The sequence below is a fragment of the Micromonospora sp. NPDC049580 genome (assembly GCF_040675595.1).
GTDB lineage: Bacteria > Actinomycetota > Actinomycetes > Mycobacteriales > Micromonosporaceae > Micromonospora.
In genome coordinates this window covers 1-15,569 of record NZ_JBFAPG010000102.1, presented here as the reverse complement: position 1 = coordinate 15,569, position 15,569 = coordinate 1, and the positions used below count along the sequence as shown (strand labels likewise).

Sequence of the window (15,569 nt, the reverse complement as noted above, 5' to 3'; positions counted from 1 at the left end):
CCTCTCCCAGCCCGGGAGAGGGCCTCTCGGCATCCGGCGGGTCAGTGGTCGGCGGCGATGCCGTCGGCGACCGTGCGGGCGACGGTGAGCAGCTTGGCCCGGACGACCCGAGCGGAGGTCATCATCTCGCTCGCCGGCAGGGCGCAGGCCAGCACGACCCGACGTTCCATGTCCTTGTCCGGCGTGACGAGCACCGCCGCGCAGGCCACACCCTGGCGGAACTGCCCCAGCTCCAGCTGCATCCCGCGCCGGTCGCCGGCGGCCAGGTCGGCCTCGAACGCCTCGGTGGTGGTCAGCGTCGCGGTGGTGAACGAGCGCATGCCGTACTCGCGCAGGTAGCGGAAACGCTGCTCGGTGGTGAGGGTGGCGAGCAGGGACTTGCCGAGGGCGGTCGCGTGCGCCCCCTCGTCGAAGCCGGGGACCAGGTCTTCCAGGTAGGGCGAGCGGTGCCCCTCGGCCACCGCCGTGATGGCGACCTGACCGCCGACGAAGCGGCCCAGGTAGTGGCTGTAGCCGGTGTCCACGGCGGCCCGGCGCAACGTCTCACCGACCACCGGCGGGCCCCGGAACGCGGTCACCAGCTCGCGGTAACGGTCGGCCACCTCCAGCCCCACGATGTACGTGCCGTCCTCCCGACGGATCACGTAGCCCTCGTAGGCGAGCGTGCGGACCAGGTGGTAGGTGGTGGCCACGGTCAGCTCGCACCGTCGGGCGATCTGCTTGACGGTCAGGCCCTTCGGAGCGCGACCGACCGACTCGAGCACCCGCAGTGCTCGGGACACGCTGCGGATCAGGTCCGAGGGTTCTGCCAAGGGGTCGCGCACAACCACCTCCGCCGCCGGGGACTTACACCATATGAAAAACAGGCCGGGTGCGAAATGCCTGTTCGGGTCGAGGATGCCAGATCACCATCCACTCCTCGTAGGCCACTGGTCACCGGGAGTGGTCCGAGTCTGACTCGCGTAGGTTTGCCGGACGATGACCAACACCGCCCTCACCCCCGCTGAAGACCGCGCCCGGACCCGCCCGATCCGGGCCAGTGCCGGTGCCGTCGCCACCACTGTGGCCTGCGTACTGCCCGTCTTCCTCCTCGGCGGCCTCGCCGTGCAGATGGGAGCGGACCTCGGGTTCTCCCCGGCCGGGCTGGGCCTGGCCGTGTCCGTCTACTTCGGCGTGAGCGCGCTGGCCTCGGTGCCCTCCGGCCGGCTCGTCGAGCGGTACGGGCCGGCCGTGGTGGCCCGCTGCGGCATCGTGCTGGCCTCCGGGTCGATGCTGGCCGTGGCGGCGGTCGCCCGCTCGTACGAGGTGCTGCTCGCCCTGCTGGCGCTCAGCGCCGCCGCCAACGCCCTCGGCCAACTGGCCAGCAACGCCGCACTGGCCCAGCATGTGCCCCCGAACCGGCAGGGGCTGTCGTTCGGTGTCAAGCAGGCGGCCATTCCGGTCTCCACCCTGCTGGCCGGCGCGGCGGTGCCCACCATCGCGCTCACCGCCGGGTGGCGCTGGGCGTTCGTGGCCGCGGCCGTCACGGCGCTGACGACGCTGCCGGCCGTACCCCGGCAGCTGCCCGGCCGGGACCGACGGGCCGACGCGACGCGCGCGGGCCGGGCCACGACGGCGCTGGTGGTGCTCGGCGCGGCGGCGACGTTGGCGGCGGGCGCGGCCAACGCGCTGGGCACCTTCCTGGTGGACTCGGCCGCCGCCCGGGGTCTCTCGCCGGGCCTCGCCGGCCTCACCCTGACCCTGGGCAGCGCGGTCTGCGTGGCCGCCCGGGTGGGCGCCGGCGGACTGGCCGACCGCCGGGCCAGCGGTCACGTCGCGCTCATCGCCGCGATGCTGGTGGTCGGGGCGACCGGGCTCGGTCTGCTCGCGGTGGCCGGCCCGGTGCCGTTGGTGGCCGGCGTGGTGCTCGGCTTCGGCCTGGGCTGGGCGTGGCCCGGCCTCATGAACTTCGCGGTGGTCCGGCTGCACCCGCAGGCCCCGGCCGCCGCCACTTCGATCACGCAGACCGGGGTGTACGCGGGCGGCTGCCTCGGCCCGTTGAGCCTCGGCCCGCTCGCCGCCCACTTCGGCTACCCGGCCATGTGGGCCACGGCGGCGGTGGCGATGCTGCTCGCCGCCGCCCTCATGCTGATGGGCAGCCGCCTCCTGACCGCCGCCCGCCCCAACCCCGCGTGATCATGAAGTTATTGCCCGATCAGACGGCGTGTCGGGGCAATAACTTCATGATCAACCGAGTGACGGCCGGGGGTGGGGGGGTGGGGGTGGGGGTTAGCTGGTGCGGTCGGCGATGTAGTCGCAGAGCGATTCCAGCGCCTGGCGTGACGCGCTCGCGGGGAGCGGGGCCAGGCGCGCGCGGGCGTCCTCGGCGTAGCTGCGCACGGTCTCCCGGGCGCGCTTGAGCGCCGGGCTCTCCCGGAGCAGCCCCAGGGCCTCGGCGTGCAGCGCGTCGTCGGTCAACGGGCCGGTCGCCAGGATCTCCCGTAGCCGCACCGACGCGGCGTCGGAGTCGTCGGCCGCACGGGCGTAGAGCACCGGCAGCGTCGGGACACCCTCGCGCAGGTCCGTACCGGGCGTCTTGCCCGACTGCACCGACTCGGAAGCGATGTCCAGCAGGTCGTCGGTGAGCTGGAACGCGACGCCGATCGTCTCGCCGTAGCCGGCGAGGGCCTCGACCTGCTCGGCCGGGGCGCCGCCGAACATGCCGCCGAACCGGACCGACGTGGCGATCAGCGATCCGGTCTTCTCGGCGATCACGCTCAGGTAGTGCGCGACCGGGTCCTCCCCGGCGCGTGGACCCACCGTCTCCGCGATCTGACCGTGCACCAGGCGGGCGAAGGTACGCGCCTGCAACCTGACGGCCTCGGGGCCCAGATCGGCCGCGATGTCCGCGGCGCGGGCGAAGAGGTAGTCGCCGACCAGGATGGCGACCGAGTTGGTCCAACGCGAGTTGGCGCTCGGTGCGCCCCGCCGCACGGCGGCCTCGTCCATCACGTCGTCGTGGTAGAGGGTGGCCAGGTGGGTGAGCTCCATCACCACGGCCGCCGGGACCACCTGCGCGCCCGACGGATCGCCGAACTGAGCGCCGAGCGCCACCAGCAGCGGCCGGAACCGCTTTCCGCCGGCCTCCAGGAGGTGCCGGGCCGCCTCGGTGACGAACGGGTCGGCGCTGGCCACACTGGCCCGCAGCTCGACCTCGACCGCGTCCAGCAGCCCCAGCACGGACGCCTCGACGCGGGGATCGGCAAGATGGAGGCCGAGCGCGCCGAACTGACTCGTGCTCGCCCGACCCCGGCGACCGCCGGAACCGGTGGCACCTGAACGCTCGCCAGCCGGAATCACCACACCATCAACCATGCCACACCCGTTCGACCTGCTCCGGGTCGGGGATACGCAGCGGGGGCCGGCACGCTGTCGCGCGCCGGCCCCCGGTGTCCGAGGTACGTCTCACCGCACGAATTCTGCGGCTCCGGTAGCCAGGTCGAGCAGTGGACCAGGGGCGACACCCAGCGCCAGGGTGGCCAGCACGCCGACCATCAGCGCGGCGGACGTGAGGCCGCCCGGCACGGTGACCGTCGGCGTGGACTCGCCCGGCTCGGACAGCCACATCATCACCACGACCCGCAGGTACGGGAACGCCAGCACCATGCTGGTCAGCACGCCGGCCACCACCAGCCACACGTGCCCGCTCTCCCACGCCGGCCCGAAGACCGCGAACTTGCTGGTGAAGCCGCTGGTCAGCGGGATACCGGCGAACGCCAGCAGGATGAACGTGAACAGCCCGGCGTAGAACGGCGAGCGCTGCCCCAGCCCGGCCCAGCGGGACAGGTGGGTGGCCTCCCCGTCGGCGTCACGCACCAGGGTCACCACCGCGAACGCGGCCAGCACCGAGAAGCCGTACGCGACCAGGTAGAACATCGTGCCGGTGAGACCGTCGCGACTCGGCGCCAGCACACCGACCAGCAGGTAGCCGGCGTTGGCGATCGAGGAGTACGCGAGCAGCCGCTTGATGTCGGTCTGGGTGACCGCGAGTACCGCGCCGACCAGCATGGTCAGCACCGCCACCGCACCGAGCACCGGCGTGAAGTCCCAACCCCCGCCCTCGAACGCGACGTGGAAGACGCGCAGCAGCGCGCCGAACGCCGCGACCTTGGTGCAGGCGGCCATGAAGCCGGTGACCGGGGTCGGCGCACCCTGGTAGACGTCCGGCGTCCACACGTGGAACGGGGCCGCCGCGGCCTTGAAGAGCAGACCGATGGCGAGCAGCGCCATGCCGGCGAAGAGCAGCACCGGGCTGGCCGGCGACTCACTCACCGCCGCGTTGACGGTGGCGAAGTCGACCCCGGCCGACCGGCCGGGAACACCGGCGGTGAAGCCGTAGATCAGGGCCACCCCGAACAGGAAGAACGCCGAGGCGTACGCGCCGAGCAGGAAGTACTTCATCGCCGCCTCCTGGCTCAGCAGACGCCGGCGGCGGGCCAGCGCGCAGAGCAGGTAGAGCGGCAGGGAGAAGACCTCCAGCGCGATGAACATGGTCAGCAGGTCGTTCGCCGCCACGAAGATCAGCATGCCGCCGATCGCGAACGTGACGAGCGGGTACACCTCGGTGAGCCCGTTGCGCCCCTCGGCCTGCTTGCGGTCGTCGGCCGACTCGGCGGTCACCGCGGCCTGGGCGACGAACGCGCCGCCCCGCTCGACAGAACGGTCACCGATCAGCAGCAGCGCCATCGCGGCCAGCACCAGGATGGCGCCCTGGAGGAAGAGCGTCGGCCCGTCCACCGCGATGGACTGACCGGCCGTGACGAGCCGGTCGTCGGCGTTGAGGACCACCATGGTCAGCGCGGCGAGGACGGCCAGCAGCGCCAACGTCAGCTGCACCACGTGCCGCGAGCGGCGCGGCACGAACGCCTCGACCAGCACACCGAGCAACGCGGTGCCCAGCATGATCATGATCGGGGCGAGTGCCGCGTAGTCGAGCGACGGCAATTTCAACTCGGTCACTTTGCCGCCTCCTGGACGGTGCCGCCCACGGTCGGGGCCGGGTCGGTTCTGCCGATGTCGTCCATGGTCGCCTGGACGGCCGGGTTGATCACATCGGTGACCGGCTTGGGATAGAAGCCGAGCAGGACGATCAGCGCGACCAGCGGGGCGACCACGACCTTCTCGCGCAGGTTGAGGTCCCGGCGCATCCCGTCGACCTCGGTCAGCGCCGGATTGAGCGTGCCCTGCGTGGTGCGCTGCACCATCCACAGCACGTACGCCGCCGCCAGGATGATGCCGACCGTGGCGATGACCGCCACCGGCTTGTTCACCGTGAACGTGCCGATCAGCACCAGGAACTCGGAGATGAACGGCGCGGTGCCGGGCAGCGCGAGCGAGGCGAGACCGGCGAAGAACAGCACACCGGCGAGCACCGGGACCAGCTTGCCGGCGCCGCCGAAGTCACTGATCAACGACGAGCCACGCCGGGAGATCAGCATGCCGACCACCAGGAACAGCAGGCCGGTGGCCAGACCGTGGTTGAGCATGTAGAGCACCGCGCCCGTACCGGCCTGGGTGGTGAAGGCGAAGATACCCACCCCGATGAACCCGAAGTGCGCGATCGACGTGTACGACACGAGCCGCTTGAGGTCGTTCTGGCCGACCGCCAGCAGCGCCGCGTAGATGATGCCGATCACGCCCAGCGCCAGCGCCCACGGCGCGAACCACTTCGACGCCTCCGGGAACAGCGGCAGGCAGTAGCGCAGGATCCCGAACGTGCCGACCTTGTCCAGCACACCGACCAGCAACGCGGCGGCGCCCGCCGGGGCGGCGCCACCGGCGTCCGGCAGCCAGGTGTGGAACGGGAAGAACGGGGCCTTGATGGCGAACGCGAGGAAGAAGCCGAGGAACAACCACCGCTCGGTGCCGGTGCTGATGTCCACCTGCGACAGCGCCTGCCAGTCGAAGGTCTTTCCGCCGACCACCCAGAGGCCGATCACCGCGGCCAGCATGAACAGACCGCCGACCAGCGAGTAGAGGAAGAACTTCACCGCCGCGTACTGCCGCTGGTGGCCGCCGTAGCTGCCGATCAGGAAGTACATCGGCACCAGCATGACCTCGAAGAACACGTAGAACAGGAAGACGTCGGCGGCGGCGAAGACGCCGATCATCGTGCTCTCGAGGATCAGCAGCAGCGCGAAGTAGACCGGGATGGACCGCTTGGAGGACTCCGCGTCGTGCCAGGAGGCCAGGATCACCAGCGGCACCAGCACCGCGATCAGCATGAGCATCACCAGCGCGATGCCGTCGGTCGCGAAGGTGAAGCTGACGCCCCAGTTCGGGATCCAGGAGTACGACTCCCGGAACTGGAAGCGGTCACCGCCCGCGTTGAAGCTGACCCACATCACCACCGAGAGCACCAGGACCAGCAGCGACCAGACGAACGCCACCTGCTTGGCCAGCTCCGGCCGGTGGCGCGGCAGGAAGGCCACCACCAGGGCGCCCACCAGCGGCGCCACGGTGAGCACCGAGAGGAACGGGAAGTTGGACATTATGCGGCCTTACCTCCGTCGTGGATGCGTGGTCCGCCGGCGGGGGCGGGCGTATTCAGGTCGATCACGCCAACCACCCCGCCTGCACCGCCAGGAACGCCGCCATCACCAGCAGCGCACCGGCCAGGATCGAGGTGGCGTACGAGCGGACGAAACCGGTCTGCAGCCGCCGGAGCCGGCCCGAACCGCCGCCGACGCCGGCGGCGAGCCCGTTGACCAGCCCGTCGATGCCCCGGTTGTCGAGGAAGACCAGCGCCCGGGTGAGGAAGATGCCCGGCTTCTCGAAGACCGCCTCGTTGACCGCGTCGGTGTAGAGGTTGCGCCGGGCGGCGGTGACCAGCACCCCGGCCGGCTGCGGCGCGGTGGCCGTACCGGCCCGGAACAGGAACCAGGCCAGCCCGGCGCCGAGCACCGTCACCACCAGCGAGAGCGCGGTGATCACGCCGTGCGCGAGGACCGCCTCGTGCTCCGCGTGCTCGCCGCCCAGCCCGGCGGTCGCCGTCAGCCAGTCCGGAACGGACGTGGAGAGCAGGAAACCGGCGCCGACCGAGCCGACCGCCAGCAGGATCAGCGGGATGGTCATCAGCCTCGGCGACTCGTGCGGGTGCTCGATGTCCTCGGTCCACCGCTTCGGGCCGTGGAAGGTGAGCACGAACAGCCGGGTCATGTAGAACGCGGTCAGTCCGGCGCCGAGCAGCGCCGCCCCGCCGAAGAGCCAGGCGGTCCAGTCCTCCCGCTCGAAGGCGGCCACGATGATCGGCTCCTTCGAGAAGAAGCCGGAGAACGGGAACATGCCGATGATGGCCAGCCAGCCCATCATGAACGTCAGCCAGGTGACCTTCATGTACGTCGACAGCCCGCCGAAGCGGCGGATGTCCACCTGGTCCTTCATCCCGTGCATGACCGAGCCGGCGCCCAGGAACATGTTGGCCTTGAAGAAGCCGTGCGCCAGCAGGTGCACGATGGCCAGCGCGTACGCGCCACCGCCGAGGCCGACGCCGAGGAACATGTAGCCGATCTGGCTGACCGTCGACCAGGCCAGCACCCGCTTGATGTCGTCCTTCGCCGCGCCGATGACGCAGCCCATCAGCAGGGTGAGCGCGCCGACGCTGACCACCACGAGCTGGAGCGTCGAGTTGGCGGAGAAGATCGGGTTGGACCGGGCGATCAGGTAGACGCCCGCCGTGACCATGGTGGCGGCGTGGATGAGCGCCGACACCGGAGTGGGGCCCTCCATCGCGTCCGGCAGCCACGCCTGGAGCGGGAACTGGCCGGACTTACCGGCCGCACCGAGCAGCAGCAGCAGGCCGAGCACCAGCACGGTGGTGCCGGTCAACGCGCCGACACCGTTGAACACCTCGTCGTACTGGGTGGTGCCCAGGGTCGCGAACATGATGAAGATGCCGATGGCGAGGCCGGTGTCGCCGACCCGGTTCATCAGGAACGCCTTCTTGCCGGCCGTGGCGGCGCTCGGCCGCCCGTACCAGAAGGAGATCAGCAGGTACGACGCCAGACCGACGCCCTCCCAGCCGAAGTACAGCATCACGTAGTTGTTGCCGAGCACCAGCAGCAGCATGGCCGCGACGAACAGGTTGAAGTACGCGAAGAACCGGCGGCGACCCGCGTCGTGCGCCATGTACTCGACGGCGTACAGGTGGATCAGGAACCCGACGCCGGTGATCAGCAGGACGAAGACCGCGGCCAGCGGGTCGAAAAGCAGGCCGAAGTCGACCCGCAGATCACCGACCGCGATGAAGTCCCAGAGGCTCAGCTCGGCCGACTTGTTCTCCAGGCCGCGCAGCTGGAAGAAGGACGCCAGCCCGAGCACGAACGCGGCGCCGATGGCCGCGACGCCCAACCAGTGCCCCCAGCGGTCGGCCCGCCGGCCGAGCAGCAGCAGGATGGCCGCGCTGACCAGCGGGATCGCCACCAGCAGCCAGACGCTGCCGAGCAAGCCCGTGGCCTCTGCGTACTGCACAGTCTCTTCCACTCGCTTGCCCCTTAGTACTTGAGCAGGTTGGCGTCGTCGACACTCGCCGAGCGCCGGGTCCGGAAGATGGACATGATGATCGCGAGGCCGACGACGACCTCGGCCGCGGCCACCACCATCACGAAGAACGCCATGATCTGGCCGTTGAGGTCACCGTTGATCCGGCTGAAGGTGACCAGCGTCAGGTTGGCCGCGTTGAGCATCAGCTCGACACACATGAACAGCACGATCGCGTTGCGCCGGATGAGCACCCCGGACGCGCCGATGGTGAACAGCACCGCCGCCAGCACGAGGTAATGATTGGGCGTCACTGGTCGGTCCCCTTCAGCGTGGTCTCCTGCGCGGTCAGCTCGCGGACCGGCAGGATGTCCGGCGTGCTCCGCTCGGTGAGCCGCCCGTCCGGCAGCCGCGCCGGGGTGGCCACCGAGGAGGAGGTGGCGAAGACGCCGGGGCCCGGCTTGGGGCCGGGGTAGTTGCCCGGCGCGAAGCGCGCCCGCATCGTCGACGGCTGGTCGACCTTGTCCTGCTTGCGCCGCTCGACGTGCGCGAGCACCATGGCGCCGACCGCCGCGGTGATCAGCAGCGCCGAGGTCAGCTCGAACGCGAAGACGTACTTGGTGAACAGCAGCCGGGCGATGCCCTGCACGTTGCCTTCGGCGTTGGCCTGGTCCAGGCCGACCGCCGTGGTCTTGTCCATGGCGTTGTAGACGGCGGTGCCGACCAGGCCGGCGAAGCCGAGCCCCAGCAGGATCGCGGCGACGCGCTGACCGCGCAGCGTCTCGATCAACGAGTCGGAGGCGTCCCTGCCCACCAGCATCAGCACGAACAGGAAGAGCATCATGATCGCGCCGGTGTAGACGATGATCTGCACCATGCCGATGAACGGCCCGGCCTGGAGTACGTAGAACACGCCCAGGCAGAGCATCGTGAGCACCAGCCAGAGCGCCGAGTGCACCGCGTTGCGGGCCGCCACCATCCCGATCGCGCCGATGAGCGCGAGCGGCGCGAGGATCCAGAAGGTGACCTCCTCGCCGCCGGACACCCCGCCCGCCGCGGCCAGCACCGTAGACGTGGTCATGCTCCCTCTCCCTTGCCGGCCGCCGCGCGCTGGGCGGCCTGCTCGGCGCCCGGGAACGTCACGCCGGGGTGCTCCTCGACCTGGTAGCGGCCGGGGCTCATGGGGGACGTCTCGGCACCGGCGGACGTGCCCGGGTTGTCCAGCGCGCCGACGTAGTAGTCCTTCTCGCTGTCACCCAGGCGCATCGGGTGCGGCGGCTGCTCCATGCCCTCGAGCAGCGGAGCGAGCAGCTGCTCCTTCGTGAAGATCAGGTCCTGCCGGTTGTCCCGGGCCAGCTCGTACTCGTTGCTCATGGTGAGCGAACGGGTCGGGCAGGCCTCGATGCAGAGCCCGCAGAAGATGCACCGCGCGTAGTTGATCTGGTAGGTGCTGGCGTACCGCTCACCGGGCGAGAGGCGCTGCTCGTCGGTGTTGTCGCCGCCCTCGACGTAGATCGCGTCCGCCGGGCAGGCCCAGGCGCACAGCTCGCAGCCGATGCACTTCTCCAGGCCGTCCGGATGCCGGTTGAGGATGTGCCGCCCGTGGTAGCGCGGCGCCGACACCGGCGGCTTGAACGGATAGTCGGTCGTGACGACCTTCCTGAACATGTGCGAGAAGGTGACACCGAATCCCTTGAACGTTCCGGTGATCGCGCCCACGTCACACCTCCCTGGAGTCCGAGCCGGCGACGATGTTGGCCGGCTCCCGCTCGGCGACCACGCGCGTGATACGCGGGCTCGGTGGTACCTGTAGATCCATCGGTGGCAGCGGGAAGCTCCCGTACGGCCGGCTGTCCACCTGCTCCTGCGCGGTCGGCTTGGGCTGCGGGCGACGACTCGGCCAGAACAGGGTGGCGAGCAACAGCACGCCGGCCGGGATGCCGACCGCGATCAGCTTGCCGCGCGAGTCCCAGTCCTCGATGGAGCGCAGGCCCGACAGGACCAGGATCCAGACCAGGTTGATCGGCAGCAGCACCTTCCAGCCGAAGCGCATGAACTGGTCGTAGCGCAGCCGGGGCAGCGTGCCACGCAGCCACACGAAGACGAAGACCAGCGCGATCACCTTGCCGAAGAACCAGAGCATCGGCCACCAACCGGAGTTGGCGCCCTCCCAGAGCGTGATCGGCCACGGCGCCCGCCAGCCGCCGAGGAACAGCGTGGTGGTGACCGCGGACATGGTCACCATCGCGACGTACTCGCTGAGCATGAAGAGCGCGAACTTCAGCGAGCTGTACTCCGTCATGAAGCCGGCGACCAGCTCGGACTCGGCCTCGGGCAGGTCGAACGGCGCCCGGTTGGTCTCGCCGACGGTGGCGATGAAGAAGATGACGAAGCTGGGCAGCAGCAGGATCGCGTACCAGCCCGGGGCCGGGATCTCGGTGCCGAAGAGGGTCAGCCGGGTGGCGTCGCCCTGCGCGGCGACGATCCCGCTGGTGCTCATCGTGCCGGCGGTCATGAAGACGGCCACGATGGAGAGCCCCATGGCGACCTCGTAGGAGATCATCTGGGCGCTCGACCGCAGACCGCCGAGCAGCGGGTACGTCGAGCCGGAGGCCCACCCGCCCAGCACGATGCCGTAGACGCCCATCGAGGAGCAGGCCAGCAGCAGCAGCACCGCCACCGGCACGTCGGTGACCTGCAACGGCGTGTGGTGCCCGGCGATGCTCACCATCGGGCCGAACGGCACCACCGACAGCGCGGTGACCGCGCAGATCACCGAGATCGTCGGGGCGAAGAAGTAGACGACCTTGTCGGCCGCCTTCGGCAGGATGTCCTCCTTGAAGGCCATCTTGAGGCCGTCGGCGAGGGTCTGCAGCAGGCCGAACGGGCCGACCTGGTTGGGGCCGGGCCGCACCTGCATGTAGCCCACCACGCGCCGCTCGAACCAGACACCGAGCAGGGTGGCCAGCAGACCGAAGGCGAACGCGAAGACGATCTTGCCAAGGACCAGCCACCACGGATCCCGACCGAAGTCGGCCAGCGTCGGGTCCTGGGCCAGGAGTGACGAAGTCACTGGTTACCCCCAGTGTTGAGGAGCGGACCCGGAAGACCGGCCTCGTCCGCCGCGACCCGCCCGGCCGGAACGGTCGCGCTCGGTGCGGGAACGGAGATCCGGACGACCGCGCCGGACGTCGCCCCGAGGCTGCGCCGCACGGTCGAACCGGGTGAGTTGGTCGGCAGCCAGACGACGCCGTCCGGCATCTCGGTCAGCTCCGCCGGCAGGGTCAGCGCCCCGCGGTCGGTGCCCACCGTGACCGCGTCCCCGTCGGCCACACCGAGTGCCTCGGCGGTGCCCTTGCCCAGCCGGACGACCGGCGGGCGGGCGGTGCCGGCGAGGTGCTCGTCGCCGTCGGTCAGGGTGCCGAGGTCGACCAGCTGGTGCCAGGTCGCCAGCACGGCCTCCCCGGCACGCGGGTGCGGCACCGTCCCCGGCGACACCGACGGCGCGGACGGCCGGGACGTGCGCGTGGCCGGCAGCGAGCCCAGCTCCCGACGCACACTCGGCACGTCGGCGGTGCCGAGCCGCACGTCGAGCAGCGCGGCCAGCGCGTCGAGCACCCGGCCGTCGGTCATCGCGGCGGTGTTCAGCACCGCCTCGAACGGACGCAGGCGACCCTCCCAGTCCAGGAAGCTGCCGGCCTTCTCGACCACCGGGGCCACCGGCAGCACCACGTCGGCCCGCCGGGTCACCGCGCTCGCGCGCAGTTCCAGGCTGACCAGGAACGGCACCGCGTCCAGAGCGGTCTCCGCCAGCCGCGGGTCGGCCAGGTCGGCCGGGTCGACACCGCCGACCACCAGCGCACCGAGCTGCCCGTTGGCGGCCGCCGCCAGGATGCCGTCGGTGTCCCGACCGGCCTGGCTCGGGATCACCCCGGCCGGGATGTCCCACGCCTCGCCCAGCTCGGCCCGCGCGGCCGGCTCGGTGACCAGCCGGCCACCGGGGAGCAGGTTGGGCAGGCAGCCGGCGTCGACCGCGCCGCGGTCACCCGCGCGCCGCGGCACCCAGGCCAGCTTCGCGCCGGTACGGCGAGCCACGTCCGCCGCGGCGGAGAGCCCACCCGGCACGCTGGCCAGCCGCTCACCGACGATGAGGATCGCGCCCGGGGCGCTGAGCGCCTCGGTGACCGTGGCGTGCTCGGCGAGCACGCTGGCCTCCTCGCCCGGCACGACCCGGGCCAGCTTGGCACCGAGCTTCTCCAGGCCGCGGGTGGCGAACGGCGCCAGCGCGTACACCGTCAGGGTCTTCTTGAGGTACGCCTTGCGCAGCCGCAGGAAGAGGATCGGGCACTCCTCCTCCGGCTCCAGGCCGACCAGCACCACCGCCGGCGCGTTCTCCACGTCGGTGTAGGTGACGTCGGTGACCCCGGCGACCGAGCTGGCCAGGAAGTCGGCCTCCTCGCGGGAGACCGGGCGGGCCCGGAAGTCGATGTCGTTGGTGTTCAGCGCGACCCGGGCGAACTTGGCGTACGCGTAGGCGTCCTCGACGGTCAGCCGACCGCCGGTGAGCACCGCCGTGCCCTGGCCGCTCTCGCGGGCCGCGTGCAGCCCCTCGGCGGCCCTGGTCAGCGCCTCACTCCAGGACGCCTCCCGCAGCTCACCGGTGTGCTCGTCGCGGACCAGCGGGTTGGTCAGGCGGTCGGCGGCGCGGGTGTACTGGAAACCCCAGCGGCCCTTGTCGCAGTTCCACTCCTCGTTCACCGCCGGCTCGTCACCGGCGAGCCGGCGCAGCACCTTGCCGCGCCGCCAGTCGGTGCGCTGCCCGCAGCCGGCCGAGCAGTGCTCGCAGACGCTCGGGCTGGACACCAGGTCGAACGGGCGGGCCCGGAACCGGTACTGGGCGCCGGTCAGGGCGCCCACCGGGCAGATCTGCACGGTGTTGCCGGAGAAGTAGGAGTTGAACGGCACGTCTCCGGCGTCGCCCTGCTCGCCGTACGCGTCGTCCCGGTAGATGTTGATCTCCTCGGCGGACGACCGGCCCATCAGGTCGATGAACTTGTCGCCGGCGATCTCCTCAGAGAACCGGGTGCACCGCTGGCAGAGCACGCAGCGCTCGCGGTCCAGCAGCACCTGGCTGCTGATCGCCATCGGCTTCTCGTACTCCCGCTTGTGCTCGTGGAAGCGCGAGTCGGTGCGGCCGGTGGACATCGCCTGGTTCTGCAGGGGGCACTCGCCGCCCTTGTCACACATGGGGCAGTCCAGAGGGTGGTTGAGCAGCAGCAGCTCCATCACCCCCTCCTGCGCCTTCTGAGCGACAGGCGAGGTGAGCTGGGTGCGGACCACCATGCCGTCGGCGACGGTCTGGGTGCAGGAGGCGACCGGCTTGCGCTGCCCTTCCACCTCGACCAGGCACTGGCGGCACGCGCCGGCCGGGGCCAGCAGCGGGTGGTCGCAGAACCGGGGGATCTCGGTGCCCATCTGCTCGGCGACCCGGATCAGCAGCGTCCCCTTCGGGGCGGTGACCTCGACGCCGTCGATGGTGAGGGTGACGGTTTCGGTCTGCTTGGCTACGTCGGTCATCAGTGCGCCCCTACCAGGGTCTTCTCCGACAGCTTAGGTGCGGTACGTCCCTCGATGTAGTCGAGGTAGTCCTGCTTGAAGTACTTCAGCGACGAGGTCACCGAGCTGGTCGCGCCGTCACCGAGGCCGCAGAACGAGCGGCCGAGGATGTTGTCGCAGGTGTCCAGCAGGGTGTCCAGGTCCTCGTGGGTGCCCTGACCCGAGAGGATCCGCCGGTAGACCCGGACCATCCAGTAGTTGCCCTCGCGGCACGGGGTGCACTTGCCGCACGACTCGTGGTGGTAGAACTCCAGCCACCGGTACGTCGCGTAGACCGGGCAGTCCTGGTCGGAGAAGATCTGGGTGGCAGTGGTGCCGAGGATCGAGCCGGCCGCCGCCACCCCCTCGAAGTCCAGTGGCACGTCCAGGTGCTCGGCGGCGAGCAGCGGGGTGGACGATCCGCCCGGGGTCCAGAACTTCAGGTTGTGACCGGGCTGCATCCCACCGGCCAGCTCGAGCAGCTCGCGCAGCGTGACGCCCATCGAGCACTCGTACTGGCCCGGGTTGTTGATGCGGCCGGAGAGCGAGTAGATCATCGGCCCGGAGGACTTCTCGGTGCCCATGGTCTTCCACCAGTCGGCCCCACCGAGCACGATCGGCGGCACGCTGGCGATGGTGCCAACGTTGTTGACCACCGTCGGGCTCGCGTACAGGCCGTGGGTGGCCGGGAACGGCGGGCGCAGCCGGGGCTGACCCCGGAACCCCTCCAGCGAGTCCAGCAGCGCCGTCTCCTCGCCGCAGATGTACGCCCCCGCGCCGGAGTGCACCACCAGCTCCAGGTCGTAGCCACTGCGCAGGATGTTCCGGCCCAGGTAACCCTTGTCGTACGCCTCCTGGACGGCGTTGCGCAGCCGACGCGCGGCGTGCACCGCCTCGCCCCGGATGTAGATGTACGCGCGGCTGGCCCGGATCGCGTACGACGCGATGATCACGCCCTCGACCAGCGCGTGCGGGTCGTGGGTCATCAGCGGCAGGTCCTTGCAGGTGCCCGGCTCGCCCTCGTCGGCGTTGACCACCAGGTAGTGCGGCTTGCCGTCGCCCTGGGGGATGAAGCCCCACTTGAGGCCGGTGGGGAAGCCGGCGCCACCCCGACCGCGCAGCCCGGAGTCCTTGATCAGCTGGATCAGGTCGTCCGGGTGGGCCTTGAGCGCCTTGCGCAGCGCGGCGTAGCCGTCGAGCTGCTCGTACGTGCCGATCCGCCAGGCGTCCGGCGACAGCCAGCGCTTGGTCAGCACCGGCGTCAGCTTGGCCAGCGTCTCCGGGCGGGGAGTGGTCACTTCTGGGCCCCCGTTTCGCTCGCGTCGGCCGATTCGGCGCCGTCGGCGTCCGTTCCGGCCTTCGCTTCGGTGAGGTTGCGCTCCTGCGCCCCGGCGTCGTCGCCGGCGGGCTTGCCGTCGCCGGCCGGCGGGTTGGCCGCCGTGCCGGCGGCCTGGGCC

Annotated in this window: 12 protein-coding genes; 1 reads left to right on the top strand and 11 read right to left on the bottom strand. The window is 70.8% G+C overall.

The window, feature by feature from the left end; all coding sequences use genetic code 11:
• Nucleotides 1-41: 41 nt before the first annotated feature.
• The gene (locus AB0J68_RS11800) at nt 42-824 is read right to left on the bottom strand and encodes an IclR family transcriptional regulator C-terminal domain-containing protein (protein WP_354860437.1); all 783 of its coding nucleotides are present in this window, start codon (nt 822-824) and stop codon (nt 42-44) included.
• A 154-nt stretch (nt 825-978) separates the two neighbouring features.
• Here AB0J68_RS11800 and AB0J68_RS11795 point away from each other — a divergent pair, with 154 nt between their 5' ends.
• Complete coding sequence (locus AB0J68_RS11795) at nt 979-2,175, top strand: MFS transporter (RefSeq protein WP_363938062.1); 1,197 nt, start codon at nt 979-981, stop codon at nt 2,173-2,175.
• A gap of 93 nt (nt 2,176-2,268) precedes the next feature.
• On the opposite strand, the gene AB0J68_RS11790 is transcribed toward AB0J68_RS11795, so the two are convergent.
• From AB0J68_RS11790 to nuoF, 10 genes are all read right to left on the bottom strand, one after another.
• Nucleotides 2,269-3,354 (bottom strand): polyprenyl synthetase family protein, encoded by a 1,086-nt coding sequence (locus AB0J68_RS11790; RefSeq protein ID WP_354862043.1) that lies wholly within the window; start codon nt 3,352-3,354, stop codon nt 2,269-2,271.
• 90 nt (nt 3,355-3,444) lie between these two features.
• A complete protein-coding gene (nuoN, locus tag AB0J68_RS11785) occupies nt 3,445-4,998 on the bottom strand; it encodes an NADH-quinone oxidoreductase subunit NuoN (protein ID WP_363938059.1) in 1,554 nt (517 codons plus the stop codon).
• Entirely contained in the window at nt 4,995-6,530 is a 1,536-nt protein-coding gene (locus tag AB0J68_RS11780) for an NADH-quinone oxidoreductase subunit M (RefSeq protein ID WP_363938057.1), read from the bottom strand. The genes nuoN and AB0J68_RS11780 overlap by 4 nt, the downstream gene beginning before the upstream one ends.
• 64 nt (nt 6,531-6,594) lie before the next feature.
• Nucleotides 6,595-8,520 carry an NADH-quinone oxidoreductase subunit L gene (nuoL, locus tag AB0J68_RS11775; RefSeq protein ID WP_355065351.1) on the bottom strand — a complete coding sequence of 642 codons (1,926 nt, stop codon included), beginning with the start codon at nt 8,518-8,520 and terminating at the stop codon, nt 6,595-6,597.
• 11 nt (nt 8,521-8,531) lie between these two features.
• On the bottom strand, nt 8,532-8,831 hold the full coding sequence (gene nuoK / locus AB0J68_RS11770; RefSeq protein WP_007454601.1) for an NADH-quinone oxidoreductase subunit NuoK: 300 nt from the start codon (nt 8,829-8,831) through the stop codon (nt 8,532-8,534).
• Nucleotides 8,828-9,598: an NADH-quinone oxidoreductase subunit J gene (locus AB0J68_RS11765; protein ID WP_354862050.1), complete on the bottom strand. Its 771-nt coding sequence runs from the start codon at nt 9,596-9,598 to the stop codon at nt 8,828-8,830. Before AB0J68_RS11765 ends, nuoK begins: the two co-directional genes overlap by 4 nt.
• Complete coding sequence (gene nuoI / locus AB0J68_RS11760) at nt 9,595-10,236, bottom strand: NADH-quinone oxidoreductase subunit NuoI (protein WP_363938054.1); 642 nt, start codon at nt 10,234-10,236, stop codon at nt 9,595-9,597. Before nuoI ends, AB0J68_RS11765 begins: the two co-directional genes overlap by 4 nt.
• 1 nt (nt 10,237) lies before the next feature.
• Nucleotides 10,238-11,590, bottom strand: a complete 1,353-nt coding sequence (gene nuoH / locus AB0J68_RS11755; protein WP_363938052.1) for an NADH-quinone oxidoreductase subunit NuoH — start codon at nt 11,588-11,590, stop codon at nt 10,238-10,240.
• Nucleotides 11,587-14,094, bottom strand: coding sequence for an NADH-quinone oxidoreductase subunit G (locus AB0J68_RS11750; protein ID WP_363938050.1), 2,508 nt, complete (start codon nt 14,092-14,094; stop codon nt 11,587-11,589). Before AB0J68_RS11750 ends, nuoH begins: the two co-directional genes overlap by 4 nt.
• Nucleotides 14,094-15,410 (bottom strand): NADH-quinone oxidoreductase subunit NuoF, encoded by a 1,317-nt coding sequence (gene nuoF / locus AB0J68_RS11745; RefSeq protein WP_344360932.1) that lies wholly within the window; start codon nt 15,408-15,410, stop codon nt 14,094-14,096. The genes AB0J68_RS11750 and nuoF overlap by 1 nt, the downstream gene beginning before the upstream one ends.
• Between the last annotated feature and the right edge of the window lie 159 nt (nt 15,411-15,569).

Excerpts from the sequence above, each read along its gene's own strand:
- AB0J68_RS11795 (WP_363938062.1), top strand. The coding sequence starts at position 979 with ATGACCAACACCGCCCTCACCCCCGCTGAAGACCGCGCCCGGACCCGC.
- AB0J68_RS11750 (WP_363938050.1), bottom strand. The coding sequence starts at position 14,094 with ATGACCGACGTAGCCAAGCAGACCGAAACCGTCACCCTCACCATCGAC.
- AB0J68_RS11790 (WP_354862043.1), bottom strand. The coding sequence starts at position 3,354 with ATGGTTGATGGTGTGGTGATTCCGGCTGGCGAGCGTTCAGGTGCCACC.
- AB0J68_RS11780 (WP_363938057.1), bottom strand. The coding sequence starts at position 6,530 with ATGTCCAACTTCCCGTTCCTCTCGGTGCTCACCGTGGCGCCGCTGGTG.
- AB0J68_RS11765 (WP_354862050.1), bottom strand. The coding sequence starts at position 9,598 with ATGACCACGTCTACGGTGCTGGCCGCGGCGGGCGGGGTGTCCGGCGGC.